The sequence below is a fragment of the Legionella navarrensis genome, from assembly GCF_052527415.1.
Genome location: NZ_JBNVZR010000006.1, coordinates 113781 through 130357 on the forward strand (window position 1 = coordinate 113781; position 16577 = coordinate 130357).

Sequence of the window (16577 nt, forward strand, 5' to 3'; positions counted from 1 at the left end):
TCTTATCCATTGTCAATTGCCAGACGCATGCCTCTTATCAGAGAGTCTGCAGCCTGATACATATCTTGTTTTGTTTCGTGAGCCTTGAAGATGGCGGACACCAGCGCGGCGCCAACGATCACGCCATCGGCAAACCGCGTTACACTGGCCGCCATGGCGGGTGTTTTAATTCCAAATCCCAGCATCAAGGGCAGCTTACACTGATTTTTGCGCTGTTGGTATTCTGCTTCCACTGCGCCGGGATCAAGGTCGTTCGAACCCGTCACCCCTTTCAGAGAAACATAATAAAGGTAGCCTTTGCCGTACTGATTAATAAGCTTCATTCGTTCGGGTGTTGTGGTTGGTGAGCAAAGGTAGATAGAGTACAGACCATGCGCATCCCAGATGGGTTTAACATCTGCACTTTCCTCGGGCGGCATGTCTACCATAATGGTGCCATCCACGCCAGCCTCTGCCGCGCGCCTGGCAAAACACTCATAACCGTAGGTTTCGACAGGATTCACGTAGCCCATCAGAATAATGGGTGTTTCCATATCCTGTTCGCGAAAGCGCTCAACCATGGCAAACACATCATCACAATGCACCTTATGGGCAAGCGAACGCTCCATGGCAGCCTGAATAACAGGGCCTTCGGCCATGGGATCGGAAAAGGGAATGCCCAGCTCCAATACATCAGCGCCGGCCTGCACCAGTGCGTGCATTAATCCGACGGTGTAGTCCGGTGACGGATCGCCAGCGGTGATATACGGACTCAGCATTTTTTTACCACTGCGCTGCAGCGCAGCCAGGGTTTTATCGATTCGGTTCATACGAGTCTCCGGAAAAGGATCCACAGGCCTGGGCCACGGTGTGCATGTCTTTATCACCCCGACCGGACAAATTCACAATAATCCGCTGTTCTGGCTTCATGGTTTTGGCCAGTTTCAGCGCATAGGCAATGGCATGGCTCGATTCCAGCGCCGGGATAATGCCCTCCACCCGCGTCAGCCTGAAGAAAGCATCCAGGGCCTCATCATCGTTGATGGCGACATAAGTGGCTCTTCCGCTGTCCTTCAACCAGGCATGCTCAGGGCCAACACCCGGGTAGTCGAGACCCGCAGAAATAGAGTGTGTGTCAGTGATCTGGCCATATTCGTCGCAGAGCAGATAAGTGCGGTTGCCATGCAGTACGCCTGGTTTGCCTGCCAGCAGCGAAGCAGAGTGCTGACCGGTTTCCAGACCTTTACCGCCGGCTTCTACACCATAAATGGCTACACCCTCGTCCTGTAAAAAAGGATGGAACAGACCAATCGCATTTGAGCCGCCACCCACGCAGGCGACCAGCGCGTCCGGCAGACTGCCCGTTTTTGCCAGACATTGCTCACGGGCCTCACGGCCAATGACGGATTGAAAATCTCTGACGATCTGAGGATAAGGATGCGGGCCGGCTACGGTGCCGATGATATAATAGGTATTATCAATGTGGCTGACCCAGTCACGCATGGCTTCGTTAAGCGCGTCCTTCAGGGTTTTCGATCCTGCCGTGACCGGTACCACTGTTGCGCCAAGCAGCTTCATACGGTACACGTTGCTTTCCTGCCGGGCTACGTCTAACTCGCCCATGTACACAACGCACTCCAGCCCCAGTTTTGCAGCTACCGTGGCCGTGGCTACGCCATGCTGGCCCGCACCGGTTTCGGCAATGATACGTGTCTTGCCCATGCGTTTGGCCAGCAGTGCCTGGCCCACGGTATTATTAACCTTGTGCGCACCAGTATGATTGAGATCCTCGCGTTTCAGCCAGATCTGCGCCCCGCCATTCTCCCGGCTCAGCCGCTCGGCATGGTACAGTGGCGTGGCGCGTCCAACATAATCGCTTAGTTCGTGCGACAACTCGGCAAGGAACTGTGGATCATGGCGGTAGCGTTCGTATGCCGCCTTCAGCTCATCCAGTGCAAAAATCAGGGTATCAGAAACAAACAGACCGCCATACGGGCCAAAATGGCCGGCGGCATCAGGAAGCGACGTATCATTCATGGTCAACACCTCTCAGGGCAGTTATAAAACGTGTCATTTTTTCGTGATCCTTGATGCCAGGCGATTGTTCAATGCCAGAACACAGATCAAGAGCGTAAGGCCTTACAGCGCTAACAGCCTGTTTCACATTATCCGGCGTTAATCCGCCAGCGAGTATCAAGGGTCTGTCTGTCTGGGGTATGTGCTGCCAGTCAAACACCCTGCCGCTGCCGCCGCGCTCGTCGCCGCAGGGCGTATCCAGTAAAAACGCGCTGGCATCAGGATATCGCGTCATCGCCGCTTCAATTGCCTGCCGCGATGTCGCTGCAATCGATTTAATATATGGCCTGGCAAACTGTCGGCAGAATTCCGCCGTTTCCTCGCCATGAAACTGCAGATACTGGATCGACAGATTCTGCAAAGCGGCCTGAACCTCGTCAGCGTGGGGATTAACCAGCACAGCCACTACATCGACAAAAGGCGGTACATTCTTTAACAGAGTCTGGGCCTGCTCTGAATGGACATAACGACGACTGCCTGGATATAAAATCACCCCGACGGCATCCACACCGAGGCTCGCGGCCAGGTGAATATCCTCTTCTCGTGTCATGCCACACATTTTTACCCGGACCCGAGCCTTCATCAGTCAAATCCCCCCAAAGGAAACAGAGGGCCGAGAGAGGACTGATTCACTCCAAACTCTTTTGGGTATTCGACCTGTACAAGGTACAAACCATAGGCCGGAGCGGTTTCGGCCCCCATTCGCCGGTCTTTGGCAGCCAGTACGTCCGCTACCCAGGAAACGGGTTTTTTCCCCGAACCAACCGCAATCAGGACACCGGCAATGTTTCTGACCATATGATGCAGAAACGCGTTGGCGCAAATGTCTATCATTACCAAATCATGGTGACGGCTGACCTGCAGACGGGTAACCCGACGCATCGGCGTATTGGACTGACACTCAACGGAGCGAAAGGAGGTGAAATCGTTTTCGCCCAGCAGCAGCTGCCCGGCATCGTTCATGTCGCGATGATTGAGCTGGCGATACTGCCAGGTAACGTTGCTGCGCAGCAGCGCCGGTCGTATGGAGGAATTATAGATAATATAACGGTAACGACGGGAGAGCGCGGAGTAACGGGCATGGAACTCGTCAGGCATTTCCCGGCCCCATTTCACACAGACATCTTTGGGCAGATACGAGTTGGCGCCATGAATCCAGGAACGGATACTGCGTTCGTTGTCGCAATCAAAATGAATAATCTGGTTGGTAGCATGAACGCCGGTGTCCGTTCGGCCGGCACAGACCACGCTTACGTCGGTATCGGCCACGCGCGACAGGGCGGATTCCAAAACCTGCTGAACGGTATGAAGACCAGTCTGAGCCTGCCAGCCGTGGTACTGACTTCCATCGTACTCAACCCCTAAGGCAATACGCATAAGGATTTCCTGCTAAAACGGTCAATGTATAACACCGTATCTGGTTTGTCCAGCAGCAAACACATTTGTTATACTATACTGACAATATGGATATTTTTAGACCATGGCTTTATGATAGAATCACACAAAGAAATGGCCCATATCCTGGGTTTGGATAACAACCCGTTCCCAGAGATACTTAGAAACACGGGCTGGACCAATGACCAGGCGGTAGCCAGTCTCAGGCGAAGATTTACTGCGCTAAATCATGGCACTGAGCTTAATTTTCATCAGTTAGACAGTAAGAACGCACTGATAGCCGGTGCCCGCGTAGCCACACTTAAGGATGGAGAATATATCGGGTTCTCGGCTAACTGGACGCGAATCAATATGTCAAAAGCCTTTCCATTCAGTGGTCATTCGTATTCGTTTCATGCCGTTAAGGAAGGTGAGCGAACGCATTTTATCTACGTCAACAGCGGATTAAGTCATATCCAGCCTCCCGGGGAGAAGGCCCCTCCCAATACGCTCGTGTTTACTGTTCCCAACGCAGAGGCAGACGTGTTCGCCCAGGAAATGGCCGATGCAGTACACTCAAGTTATTTTCATGGCAGAGAACGTATTTCAGAATTTTTGAATCGAAAACTGGCTGAGCAGGAAAAAAAGCCGAATGATGCAAACGTAATCGCGGCAAAAGAGTTAGCCGGAATCATAATCAAAAAGGATCAAAAAACGGGTAACTGCACCTTGGCAAACTCTAATATTTCCATGCATTTGCAAATGGCTTCGGATCTAATGAGAAACAGCCAGAGAAATGGACACCCAATACGCTTCGCTGATGCCTGTACTGAAACAAAGCAGCAATATAAAGCGTTGAGAAGACAGGATAGAATGGCCGCTGTCGATTATCTGTTGGATAGCGAGCACAAGCATCAATCCAGCGAGTCCTGGCTTTATAACTATCTCAGTACTCTCATGAAATTCTACTTTAAAGACCTGATGGACCCGGCAACAAAGGAAAATCCGGGATCCAGTTATCTTGCGGAGCTGGCCGAACGTGCTGGAGACAAGGAAGAAACTATCCTGAAATTACTCAACCCATTAATTAACGAGGATTTTTTTCTTAATAGACAGCGATTCATATATGCCTATGCAAAACAACGAAGCCCTAGTCAAACAGCCCCTGATCCGGATAGCCTGTCGTTGAGAAACTACAGCCTGGACGGGATTAAAAATAAAATTTTGATGAAAACATTTTCAAAACTTTCAGCTGAAACACAATCAAGGCTGATCGAAAAAGACAGTTCTTTACTACAGCATGCTCAGGAAAATGTACAGAAACAGTTCCTGGAGCGGGATTTCACGCGGTATTTTATTTATGCGTCTTATGAGACTCGGAGTCGTATTCAATGGCCTTCTAATGCGTCTTCAAACTCAGGAGAAAACGAAGGTAACTTAGGGTTAGTCGATTATCTCGAGTTCGCGGGTAAATTTAGTCATGAACGGAAAACAAGCACGAACAGTTATCTGGGAAAAACGGCAGGCCATAAGGAAATGTTCCTTAATAATGAAATGAGAGCGTTGTGCTCGTATGCGAAGGCAAACGACATTGAAAACATGAAAAAAACATTTGACTCACTGTGCCTGGCCAGCTGCGAGCGTCGGTTTACACTGCCTGGCCGGGCAAAATACGCCTCCGACACCCATTCGGCAAACTGGCTTATCAACCGACTCTGCTCCGATGATGCCGTCGTAATGCATCTGCGGGACAAGCTGGATATAAATCCAAACCAGTTAAGGCAGCGTTTTGAGGAGATCATTTCGAGAAAAGATCAGATTATTGCGGAGCGTCCTCGAACAGCTGCTTCGCCGCATCAGGAGGCTGCAGCTGAAAGCATGAATCGGTTCCATGAGTTCAAAGGGAAGCTGACTGACACGGTGCGCGTCCACAGCGATGAGCCGGACAGCCCGGCTCCAGTGCCATAGCCCTCAGAACGACTACTTATTTAATGGCAGGTATATCACCCTGAGCGTGTTGTAAATAATCACAGGCTACCAGAGATGGATGCCTGTGGATCCATCGTTGAAGACATGGGCACAGGCGCTGACTGGGCAGCACGAAAAAAAGACAGGTGTGGAGAGGGCGAGCGCGCGGGTGCACAGTATTTTGTAGATGCCTCCTCGATTGGTGTTGCCGCTTCAGATTGTGCGGCTTGCATAATAGAAAGAGCGGTATCTATATGCCTGGTAATTTCAACTCGATTATCTTGTTCCATATAAAAGCAGTATGAAGAAAGAGCCTTTCTCAAAGCGATTAAATAGTCTTGCGTTAAACCGTGAAAGGTACTTTTATGTGCAAGCAGTACTTGCACCAGCTCAGCTTTACCGGCTCGGCATGCTGATCTTAGAGAGGAATTATCAAAATTATCATAAGTTGATAGACGATACTTAACATTTGGCTGCACACCCTTTTCTAGTAAAAAGCCAATCAATTCAGCGGAAGCGCCAGCACTTATTGCTCTGTTTATCAAACCACCTGAAAGAGAAAAAGGGGGTATCGTGTCAATTACAGAAAGATCGAGATTATCAATTGTTTGATGAAGCAGAAAATCCTGCATCTCAGGATCATTTATGATGCTGAATGCATACGGAAGAAACTCTATCGGAGAAATACGTTTGCCCGCAAGAAAAATGGACAATTCATCCTTATTTTTTTCACGAACCAACGCTATAAACTCATTTTTTAAATTATCCATTAGCATAAGATCTGTCTTTTCAGAAAGCATTTGAGCATACTTCTTTTTTTCAGAAAGAATAATATTTTCCATAAAATCAACATCGCTCGAAAGTGTTGCAGATTTTTCCTGCCAGGAGACCAGTTCCTGAGCCGGGTCTGTCATAAGACTATTTAATGTCCATAGCATAGAAAATACGTCATTTACTCCATGACCAACCTGATAATCAGGAGATCTCAAGGCGTCTCCAATTAAAATAAATCTTCGCCCGTTCTTCTCAACTATTGACCGACTGGAAACCGTTATTTCCCGCTGAAAAACCTGCCATTTCATGGCGTTTTTTTTATGCCTGATTTAACACTTAAACCAGGATTGCCAATTTCAATATTGCTGATTTCTGACTCGGTAAAACCGGATTGCTTTAATGCGTCTTCCACATGATTTTGGACAAGACGCATTGCGTCATCCCGCCCCGCATCTACTTTTAGTCTCATGTATAGTTCTTCTGTAATGTCACTTGACAACTTTATTTTCAACTGATTACTTTTAGCTGGTTTACGAGATGGATATAAAAACATCATTCCTAATAATTGAAGTTCAGTTGAAGATGATTCTTCCAGCACAGAAACAAAAAAACTTTTTTCTGGCACCCTGATTGGGCATCCATCTTTAGTGCTCAGTGTCAGGCAGCAAAAAAAATGCCATGGATGTAAAGCGGATGATAATGCGCTCGGTTCATAATGTATTTTATCTTCATTTAGAGAGCAACTGGCATTATAGATATTGGCCGCATGATGTTTGACACCATCTGCCCCGATGATATGAGAAAAAGATACAGATGTTTTTTTTATTTCGTCTTTCAGATCAGCAATCTCAGCGACACCATTTTCCATGTTGATTTCAGACAGTTCTGAAAAATACATTATGTCAATATTTGGAAGAAATTTAATGCACTCGTGCAAGGCTCTTTCAATATCTTTTAATGCCACACCAATCCTTAAAATATTGCCTTTAATTTTCCTTAAATAAGGCATGCCATCTAATTTATCCTGGGGGATTTTTTTGATTATTTTACTTAAATAGTAAACGAAGCCCATATCAAAAATAATATGCTGAACACGAGAAAACTCATCTCCACGATTGGATATAATCAAAATATTTTTATTCATATTTTCCGCCACAGTAAGCGCACATGCCATTCCCGCAGGGCCCATTCCAGATATTACAAGATCATAATGTTCTTTCATTTCATGGCTACCATAAATTACTTACAGAAATTTTTTTTTATGATAACAAATGAACATTAACACAGTATTAAACTATGGCGTAACCGGCATCCCGCTCTCTGTACTGGACAATTTTGTAATCTTTATATTATTTATCCTCTCAGCACATAATTTGTCCTCCATGCGCGGGAATGACAACCCGAAGATTTGTCCAGTACAGAGCATCCCGCTACAGGGCTGTCCCATCTTAATTTGAACTGAAGTTAATCAGTTGAGACGATCTGCTCCCTTCTCCCTTGAGGGAGAAGGGCTGGGGATGAGGGTGGTGGGGGTGGCACGGCCTGAATAAATACATTGAAATACGGTACTTGATTGGTTTATCCGTCTGTTTTTATTAACTAATCGATGGATACAGCAAAGTGAATAAGGATGTTTCCAGCTCATTTAAGTCTCATTTTGGCGTGTTAAATGATCCGCGTATTGCTCGATCTAAATTATATTCACTGCATAACGGCGACCCGAAATTATTAGACTTGTTGGATTTGAAGGGCCAGATCGTTACGATCGATGCGATGGGCACGCAAAAAGCATTGAAATGCGTAATGGAACCATGAGGTTTTTAAAAATATACAGGGAGTGATGGACGGCATTCTTGATTTACTCGAGACTTTGCCACACCCACCACCCTCATCCCCAGCCCTTCTCCCTCAAGGGAGAAGGGAGCCGATCGTCTCAACTGATTAACTTCAGCTCAAATTAAGATGGGACAGCCCTGCATCCCGCTATAGATGTTGATCGCAATATCTTAGGGTATTTGGGCAATGAACTGGCTACACAACAGGGCAACAGCGGTTAATAATGCGGATACAGCTATTCTTTCATTCACCTACAATGTACTATTTCCAGCAGGCATACATCACAGGGAGTAATTATGGCTGCATCTTCATCAGAGGTTATTCCAGAAAACACCTCATCTCTTGTATTAAAAAACATCAGACCTATTGAAAACAGTGACTTGGAACAATTTGGTGTAATTGATAAACAGGGTATTGTTGTAACGTTTGAACATTCCGCTTTGGTTCAGTCAATTTATATTTTTCGTGAGCCACCGCATGATGAGCCTGGGCATGAGTGCGTATTTAACGTTGCTATTGAACACAAAACAACAAAGGATGCCTGGCTTGCCCATAGTACTCATTACTATCCATATCAAAGTGTATTATCGGATAATGAAAAACTGGTTGTCTTTACCTTTAGAGATTGTGTGCCGACAGTCCAATTACTGGAGCTCGTGAATAACAACATCCTCGAATTGGGTGAAGATGATCTTCAGACAGTGCTTACATTTGTGTATGGTATGCTGAACGACAATGAGCTTGCCTGGTATGCAACGCTCACGGAGAAATTGGATTTTGAGAAAGCGGTGAAAATATTTTCGTGGGTAACCAGTTCCCACTACTGCTTTCCTGTTGCCTGCAGGCTGGAAGAGCTGTCCAGAACTGATGAGGCAATTACATTATTTAAAAAAGTTCCACCCTCCCGCCACGCAAGCAACGATCCATACCCACATTTGATCCGATTGGCGCCACTCAACACGCTTGATGATAAAATTAATTTTTTCAGGCTCGTGCTTGAGTGGGGAAGAAATAATATTGACCAGCTAAACGATGTTTTCTTGCAGAACGTACTGGAGCCGATTGATAAAGATGAATTGCTCAGCATGCTGGACAGTAATGACAATGATCCGAAAGTATTGCTTCATCTTGCAAAATTTTTTCTTAGACAGGGCTGTCAAGAGCTTGTTGAAAAATTATGTAAAAAAATTGATAGCATCGGCAACACTTTAAGAACTGATTTCGAAGGCGCTTACACTAACTGGTCAATTAAAATGTCAAGATTGTTCCATAGTGACAAAAAGACCGCTTCGGAATTCTATTTATTTTTAGCACAATATTATCGCGATACAAAAGTTCTCAATACAAAGACAAAAGTATTTGTTTTTAATAAGTACTGCAGCAACGCGTCTAAATATATACCCTACAGCGGAGATGCTTTGCTCACAGAACAAATGACAGCCTCTCTGGCAGCGAGATCACCAAGAGATTTTTTGTTTTTTAATGAGTTGCCGACATCGGACTCTGCTGTTTTATTTAATGCTGCACGAGTGTTTGAAACACAGCAGCAACTGGTTATAGCCTATTGTTTACTTGAGTTTGTAAAGCCGGACAAACATGCACATGGCGATTATTACAGCAGACTGGTAGCTGATAAACAGGCTGGCCTGCGTGATAAGATGGGCATTAAAGTGCACGACATAGCTCGAATGATGGCAATCATCAAACAAATTTTTATGCTTGATAAAATATGTGAGATAACGGATGAAGATTTGCAGGAAACGCCGGATGCATTACTGGAATTGTTCATTGAGCGAGATGAGTTAAAAAGCAGACTTGATAACATTGACAAAAAAATAGCAGAATTTGCAAAAAGGGATAACTCCAGAGCCTTGTCTTCATCTACCTCAGGAGCATTTTTCGCAAGACGTGAGCCCTCCCAGGCTTCCAGCTCAACGAAGGATAACCAACGGGAAGCGCCGGTTATGATGTGAGTGTCAAGAAAACATAAGGCTAACTGGAAGTGCCCGCTTTCGCGGGCATGACAGGGTTTTGCCATTTGCAGGCAGCTTTACGCCGATTTCCTTACTGCGGCGTTACGCTGATTTTAATATACAAAGCCGCCTGATTATTATAGGAATTAGATGCGGTGTATGTGGTTGCATCCCCTGCTTCGGCGTTGTTGTTATCATTATTTCCCTGATTGGGTGAGCCGAGTTTAACCCAGGTATCGAGCGGAACCATCGTGGTGGTGTCGACAGCCTGGTTGCTGGATTGCTGAGTGTCGGTGGCATTAGCCTGATCTCTCACACGGTGAATGGTGATTTTTACACGGGAACCCTGCATGACCGGGGCAATATAAAAGCCCTGAGTTTCCGATTTTTGTTCATAGGAAACACCAGGCACCCAGCCACCGGATACGCCGCTGATCACAGGCCGGTCTGAACCGGTCGCCACAAAGGCGCTCTGACCACTCATAACGCTGACCGACTGGTTATTCGCAGCTTCGCTGTTGGAGGTCGCGCTGTAGGTTACGGAACTGCCGCCGCCCTGATTCAGCCAGTCGTTGCTGCCTTGATGAATACTGATATTGAACACTACCGGTGGCACGTCAAGCTGATGGATCACCGGACGAATACGCGTCAGCGTATTGGGCGACACGTTGACAATCAGGGAAGAACCACTGCTGGTGATCGTTTCACCGGGGCCGAGCAAGGGCTTTAACTGCTTAGCCAGAGCATCTGCCTGCAAATACTGGATGGCAATCACTTTGGTTACCATGTCGGGAGGGGTTGTATCGGCAAAGGCCGTTCCAATAAAAAAGGTCATGCAAAGCATTAGGTATTTCACGACGTTCTCCTTGTCATTGTCATTAACTGGATTTGATGATCACCCGGGTTCCTGGTTTCCCAGCCGTAGGGAGATCAACAAACTGTCTGTTTAGCCATTCAGCGTCTTCAACGAGCATGCGCACACAGCCATAACTGGCTTCGTAACCCGGCAGCTCAGAACTTCCATGTAAAGCATAGCCCTTATAAAAATAAATACACCAGGGCATTTCACCACCGCCCCGCACACCGCTGATGCGGTGGGGGTAACTTTTCGACAGGCAGTCTTCGCCGTCTTTGCGTGTAACGTAATACTCACCCTCAGGAGTGGTGCAGCCTTCAGCAATATCCAGACATTTTTTCGCCCCTGGTGATATCGGCCCCCATTTAAGCAGATGCCCTTGCTCATTATAGGCAGCCCAGGCAAAGGCAGCCAGATTGATGATAATACGCTTATCGCCATCGGCCTTGATTGTCTGTGCGAAAGGAGCCAGATCGTTGACCTGCACACTGGCCAGATTTTTCGGAACAGCGATAATCATGTCAGGTTGCAGGAAAACATTCATGCGGTTCACACGTTTCACCAGATCACGCTGAACTGGATCGGGAAATAACTGCGCCCAACTGTCTCCACGCTTAATCGTCTGGCAACGATACGGTGCCTCGTGGCAGATGCGTTCGCCGTAACGCTGTATGCACCAGGCATTTTGACAGATAAATAATAACCCAACAGCGACAGCAACATAATGTTTCATGATGGCACCTTGAGCGTGTCTGTTGTAAACCCTGGAGCGCCGAATGATTAAAACAATACATGTTGATACGTAGGTTGGGCCTTGGCCCAACATGGAATTGGCATCCAGGTTAATTGTTGGGCCAAGGCCCAACCTACGTTAAGTCATTCGGCGCACAAGGGAGCGTATATTCATTCCCCGTGCGTATATCCATATCTTTTTTTTATCTTCTCCAGAGACAGAGAGTGAATCTGGGAAATCCGTGCTTCGGTCAAATCCAGTATGTCTGCGATTTCCTTAAAACTCAGCTGTTCGTTGTAATACAGCGCCAGCACCTGCTGTTCGCGTTTGGGCAGGGTGCTGATTAAGGCCTTAATCGAAGCCCGTATACTGTCGCGCTCTACGTTGGCCAGCGGGTCGGGTGATCTGGAACAGGGGATGTCGTCTATGCTGCCCACGTCGTTCATGCTCACGGCCTGATACGCGTTGATTTCCGACACCATATGCGTGTATTTTTTTTCGCTGATGCCCATCTTGTCAGACAAGGCCCGTGGACTGATCAAAATGCTGTCCTCATCCTGATTTTCCAGCAGCGATTTAGCCATGGCAATTTTTTTCATGTTCTGGCTGATATCACGCGTAATACCCGTGTTTCGTCTCACTTCATCAATCATGGCCCCACGTATTTTGATGGAGGCATAGGTTTCAAAGGCCGCACCGCCCTCATCCGAAAAATGGGTGCGGGCCTCCAGCAATCCAATCAGGCCCGCTTGCAGCAAATCATCCAGCTCAATGGTGGCGGGCAAACGGCATTTTATGTGATTGGCTATGCGTTTAATCAATGGACTGTACGTCATAACAAAGCCGGACAAGTCTCCCTTGTCCTGCTCAACGTGCTTATAACACTCGATCCCTTGCAAAATACCAGTCTCCTTTAACCAACCTTCTCAATAATTTTTATTTGTTTGTCTTCAGGAATTTCAGAAAAAGACAAAAAATGCATATTGGGAATAGTCGGTCTGAACAAGCGCTCCAACAGAGGTCTTAACTCGTTGGTTAACAGCATAATCACCGGTAACGACTTTAAATGACAGGTTTGTACATACTCCAGCAGACGGGTGTATATTTTTTCGGTCAGAGAGGGTTCTAAAACTACCATCTTCTCCCCTGCCCCCTGATTCATTTGAATAGACTTCAGCAATATCTGTGCCAGATCATTATCGAGCACCGCAACAGGAAGCTCTTTTTCGCTGCCGCAGATGCTGTAAACAATCAGATGCTTCAGGGCTACCCGAACCGCATCGGTCAGAATATCCTGATCCTTGGATTTAGACCAGGCATCCACCATTTTTTCCGCGATGGTCCGAAAATCAATAATCGGCACGCCGGACTGCAATAGTTTCTGCAATACGCTGAATATAATCGTCAGGGGAATCCCCGTTGCGGGGGAGGTAAAGGCCTCGGCCAGCTTCGGATCCTGATTGGCCAGACGGCTGATCAGCTGATGCACTTCTTCATATCCCAGAATATGGGAGAGATTTTCACGGATGATCTGATTAATGTTGGTGGCAATCACCGTGCTGACATCGACAATGGTAAAGCCGAGTCCCTGTGCATAGTCCTTCTGCTCCTCGGCAATCCAGAATGCATCCAGATTAAAAGACGGATCCTTGCAGGGCACACCGGGCAGGGTTTCGGTGATGTGTCCGGGATTAATGGCCAGAAATTTATCCGGATACACATTCGCCTCAGCGACCATAACGCCCTTCAGATGCACGCGGTAGGTGTTGGGCGGTAGATTGATGTTGTCCTTGACGTGAATGGTCGGTATCAGAAAACCATAATCCCGCGATATTTTTTTACGGATGCCCTTGATCCTCGAGATCAGCTGCCCGTCCTTTTTCATGCCAACGAGGCTTATCAGACCATACCCTATTTCAAGTGAAATCCGGTCAATAATAGCGACATCACTCCAGTCAAGATCCGTTTCCACACGTATCTGACTTTCCTCTGGTAGACTTGCCTCCGTGCCAGTCTTGCTTTTAGCAGGGGCGGCTTTCTTTTTCTCAATCCAGGATGCCAGCACCAGAACCAGCAGGGAAAAAATCATCAGAGGCATGTGAGGCATTTTAGGAATCAATGCCAGGCTGAGCAGAATAACGGACGTAACCAGCAGAGGTCTGGGATTGGTAAACAGCTGCGTCAGAGTTTGCTGGCTGATGTCTTCGTCAGTAGAAACACGTGTGACGATGATGGCCGCCGATATCGACAGCAACAGCGAGGGTATCTGCGCGACCAGACCATCACCGATGGTCAGAATCGAAAAGTTCTCGACCGCAGCCTCAAAGGTCATACCGTTCTGAAATACCCCGATGATGATCCCGCCAATCATGTTGATGAACAGAATTAAGAGACCGGCAATCGCATCACCGCGCACAAATTTACTGGCACCGTCCATGGAACCGTAAAATTCCGACTCCTGGATAACCTGCTTTCGGCGACGTTTGGCTTCGTCCTGATTGATGACACCGGCATTTAAATCCGCATCGATGGACATTTGCTTGCCGGGCATGGCATCAAGGGTAAAACGCGCCGTTACCTCAGAAATTCGCCCCGCGCCCTTGGTGATGACGATGAAGTTGATGATCATCAGAATGATAAAGATGATCATACCCACCACAAAGTTACCGCCAATCACCACCTCACCAAAGGCACGAATAACCTCTCCGGCTGCGTAGGGGCCTTCATGTCCGTGCAGCAGAACCACGCGCGTGGAGGCAATATTCAGCGTCAGGCGCAACAGGGTTGTGATAAGCAGTATGGTCGGAAACAGACTGAACTCTAATGGGCTGACGATGTAAATACAGGCCATCAGAATGATGAGCGACAGCGTGATATTGAATGAAAAAAGCAAATCCAGAACAACCGGTGGCAGCGGAATCACGATCATCAGCAACATGGCGATAATCAGAAAGGCGGATCCCAGATTGACTGTTCTTAACTGCCTGACATTAACCATTCCCTTTAACATGACGTCTTCAAATCCTTTTTATAGATCAAAATGTAATTCTTTCGGAATTTTCAAATCCGTGACCCAGGCCGGTTTCGCACCGAGGCCCATTTGATAATCTTTTAACTGAACGATGTATGAAAGCACTATTGCTACCGCCATGTAAAGATCCTGGTGAATATAAGCGCCAGGTTTTCCAGTATAATAGATGGCGCGAGCCAGTTGCGGTGCCTCATAGATGGGTATGGCGTGCTTAATGGCAATCAGGCGAATCTCTGCCGCCACGGTGTCCACACCCATGGCCACGATTCTGGGCGCCTTATCCTGCCTGTCGTCGTACTTAAGTGCTACCGCATAGTGGGTAGGGTTGGTGATAATCACCGTGGCACCGGGCACATCCCTTTGAATGCGCTGACGCGATATGGCCAGCTGAACTTCGCGAATTCGCCGTTTGGTTTCAGGGCTGCCATCGGTTTCCTTGTGTTCATCCTTCATTTCCTGATGCGACATTTTGATTTTTTTCTGGAAGCTGAAAAAGCTGTACAGCATGTCTATGGCAACGATAAGACCCGTCCCCGTGACAATCAGCAGCAGATAGCCCCTGATCAGATCAAAGCCTCGACTGACCAGCTGTTCGTCACGAAAGCCAGTCAGGGCAGGCAGTTCATCGCGATTAGCCTGAATGAAAAAAAGCAGCAGCGAAATAAACAAAAGAAACTTGGCGACGGATTTAACGATTTCGATCAGGTTGCTAAAGGAAAAAATCCTCCCCAGATTTTTAAAGGGATTAATACGCTCCATTTTAAATTTAACCAGCTGCCAGGATAAGCCAAAGCCGCCAAAGGCAAAAGCAAAGACAAATGGCACGCAAAACAGCGCTATGATGAGTGGCAGCAGCATGTAAAAATTTTTCAGGGCCAGTCGTTTATAGAGAAAATCTGGTGCTTCGCTCAGATGCTCGAGCGTGTCGAACTGGGTAAAAGACAGCACGAAGCTGCTGCTGATAACCTGGTAAAAACTGGTCAGCATGACCAGGATAATGATGATGGCAATCATAATGATCGCCCCACCGTTCAGATCACGCGAACGGAGAAAGGTCCCTTTCTTTTTTAATTCTTCCAGCCGTTTTAACGAGGGCTGATACTGCTTTTCCTGAGCTTCTTCACTCATATCTCATCACCTGATAAGAAGATTTTTCATCACAAAACCGCAAAACTGCAGAATATCATTCAATAAAATGCGCCCGTTTTCACTGATGGCATCAAAACAAAGATACAGCATGAAAAAGCCCGTGATCAGAGAAATGGTGATACCAATGGAAAAAATATTGAGCTGGGGCGAAAATTTGGTCATGATGGCCAGCGTAATGTTGGCAACCAGCAAGGCAATGATGACCGCGAGCGACAGCATCAGAGCCGCGCTGAAAATAACCTTGGTATAAATCATCACCTGACGCAGCACATCCATATCAAGGTGCCCTACTCCAAGCAACTGTGCCCTGCAGGATTCAATGATCATTTTAACCAGCAGCAGATGGCCGTTCAATTCGAAAAAAATCAGCGTGGCGGTAATAAAGAAGAACTGCGACAAAGGCGTAATGGAGCCCACTCTGGGCACGAACAGGTTGACAAACCCCAGACCGGACTGGATTGAAATAATCTGCCCAAGCGCAAGAAAGACGTCAACAAAGAGGTTGAGAATAAAGCCCGTGAGCAGGCCCAGGGCTACCTGCACCGCCAGACTGAGAAACAACGCTCCGGATGGGATATGGGGGATATTCTGCCCTATAACATCGTAAAGCATGACAAATGTACTCAATACAATGGACAACAGCAGGCTAATCCGGGCAGGCAGGAGTTCGCGTCGAAAGAAGGATATGGACGCAAAGGTGGTGCTGAAGCGGGCAAGCAGAAGGAAGAATACGCTGCCAAAGGCACCGAGGCTATTTAAAAACTGTTCGTTGATCATAAAGTCTGTTTACTACTCCAGTTCGACCGGTATCCATAGTGGGCAGGGTGG

The 16577-nt window shown here is 47.2% G+C and carries 14 protein-coding genes; 2 read left to right on the forward strand and 12 right to left on the reverse strand.

Going from position 1 to position 16577, the window contains the following annotated elements:
• Positions 1-2: 2 nt before the first annotated feature.
• Genes trpA through truA form a run of 4 tightly spaced genes read right to left on the reverse strand, consistent with a single transcriptional unit; the run spans position 3 to position 3432 of the window.
• Entirely contained in the window at positions 3-809 is an 807-nt protein-coding gene (gene trpA / locus ACQUTA_RS05690) for a tryptophan synthase subunit alpha (protein WP_444987250.1), read from the reverse strand.
• Positions 793-2016, reverse strand: coding sequence for a tryptophan synthase subunit beta (trpB, locus tag ACQUTA_RS05695; protein ID WP_444987251.1), 1224 nt, complete (start codon positions 2014-2016; stop codon positions 793-795). The genes trpA and trpB overlap by 17 nt, the downstream gene beginning before the upstream one ends.
• Positions 2009-2641, reverse strand: coding sequence for a phosphoribosylanthranilate isomerase (locus ACQUTA_RS05700; protein ID WP_444987266.1), 633 nt, complete (start codon positions 2639-2641; stop codon positions 2009-2011). Before ACQUTA_RS05700 ends, trpB begins: the two co-directional genes overlap by 8 nt.
• Positions 2638-3432 (reverse strand): tRNA pseudouridine(38-40) synthase TruA, encoded by a 795-nt coding sequence (gene truA / locus ACQUTA_RS05705; RefSeq protein ID WP_444987252.1) that lies wholly within the window; start codon positions 3430-3432, stop codon positions 2638-2640. Before truA ends, ACQUTA_RS05700 begins: the two co-directional genes overlap by 4 nt.
• Positions 3433-3543: 111 nt before the next feature.
• Here truA and ACQUTA_RS05710 point away from each other — a divergent pair, with 111 nt between their 5' ends.
• Positions 3544-5397 (forward strand): hypothetical protein, encoded by a 1854-nt coding sequence (locus tag ACQUTA_RS05710; RefSeq protein WP_444987253.1) that lies wholly within the window; start codon positions 3544-3546, stop codon positions 5395-5397.
• Between the two features lie 59 nt (positions 5398-5456).
• On the opposite strand, the gene ACQUTA_RS05715 is transcribed toward ACQUTA_RS05710, so the two are convergent.
• Positions 5457-6479: an ankyrin repeat domain-containing protein gene (locus ACQUTA_RS05715; protein WP_444987254.1), complete on the reverse strand. Its 1023-nt coding sequence runs from the start codon at positions 6477-6479 to the stop codon at positions 5457-5459.
• Positions 6476-7393: a hypothetical protein gene (locus tag ACQUTA_RS05720; RefSeq protein ID WP_444987255.1), complete on the reverse strand. Its 918-nt coding sequence runs from the start codon at positions 7391-7393 to the stop codon at positions 6476-6478. The genes ACQUTA_RS05715 and ACQUTA_RS05720 overlap by 4 nt, the downstream gene beginning before the upstream one ends.
• 910 nt (positions 7394-8303) lie before the next feature.
• Here ACQUTA_RS05720 and ACQUTA_RS05725 point away from each other — a divergent pair.
• Entirely contained in the window at positions 8304-9980 is a 1677-nt protein-coding gene (locus tag ACQUTA_RS05725) for a hypothetical protein (RefSeq protein ID WP_444987256.1), read from the forward strand.
• A gap of 91 nt (positions 9981-10071) precedes the next feature.
• Here the strand turns inward: ACQUTA_RS05725 and ACQUTA_RS05730 are convergent, their stop codons facing one another.
• The 6 genes from ACQUTA_RS05730 to ACQUTA_RS05755 all read right to left on the reverse strand — a co-directional run bounded on the left by ACQUTA_RS05730 (position 10072) and on the right by ACQUTA_RS05755 (position 16526).
• Positions 10072-10836 carry a type II/III secretion system protein gene (locus tag ACQUTA_RS05730; protein ID WP_444987257.1) on the reverse strand — a complete coding sequence of 255 codons (765 nt, stop codon included), beginning with the start codon at positions 10834-10836 and terminating at the stop codon, positions 10072-10074.
• A gap of 22 nt (positions 10837-10858) precedes the next feature.
• A complete protein-coding gene (locus ACQUTA_RS05735) occupies positions 10859-11569 on the reverse strand; it encodes a L,D-transpeptidase (RefSeq protein ID WP_444987258.1) in 711 nt (236 codons plus the stop codon).
• Positions 11570-11739: 170 nt separating this feature from the next.
• The gene (gene fliA / locus ACQUTA_RS05740; protein WP_444987259.1) at positions 11740-12468 is read right to left on the reverse strand and encodes an RNA polymerase sigma factor FliA; all 729 of its coding nucleotides are present in this window, start codon (positions 12466-12468) and stop codon (positions 11740-11742) included.
• A gap of 14 nt (positions 12469-12482) precedes the next feature.
• Entirely contained in the window at positions 12483-14579 is a 2097-nt protein-coding gene (flhA, locus tag ACQUTA_RS05745; protein WP_444987260.1) for a flagellar biosynthesis protein FlhA, read from the reverse strand.
• A gap of 18 nt (positions 14580-14597) precedes the next feature.
• Positions 14598-15728, reverse strand: a complete 1131-nt coding sequence (locus tag ACQUTA_RS05750) for an EscU/YscU/HrcU family type III secretion system export apparatus switch protein (RefSeq protein ID WP_444987261.1) — start codon at positions 15726-15728, stop codon at positions 14598-14600.
• A 6-nt stretch (positions 15729-15734) separates the two neighbouring features.
• Positions 15735-16526 (reverse strand): flagellar biosynthetic protein FliR, encoded by a 792-nt coding sequence (locus tag ACQUTA_RS05755; protein ID WP_444987262.1) that lies wholly within the window; start codon positions 16524-16526, stop codon positions 15735-15737.
• Positions 16527-16577 lie beyond the last annotated feature (51 nt).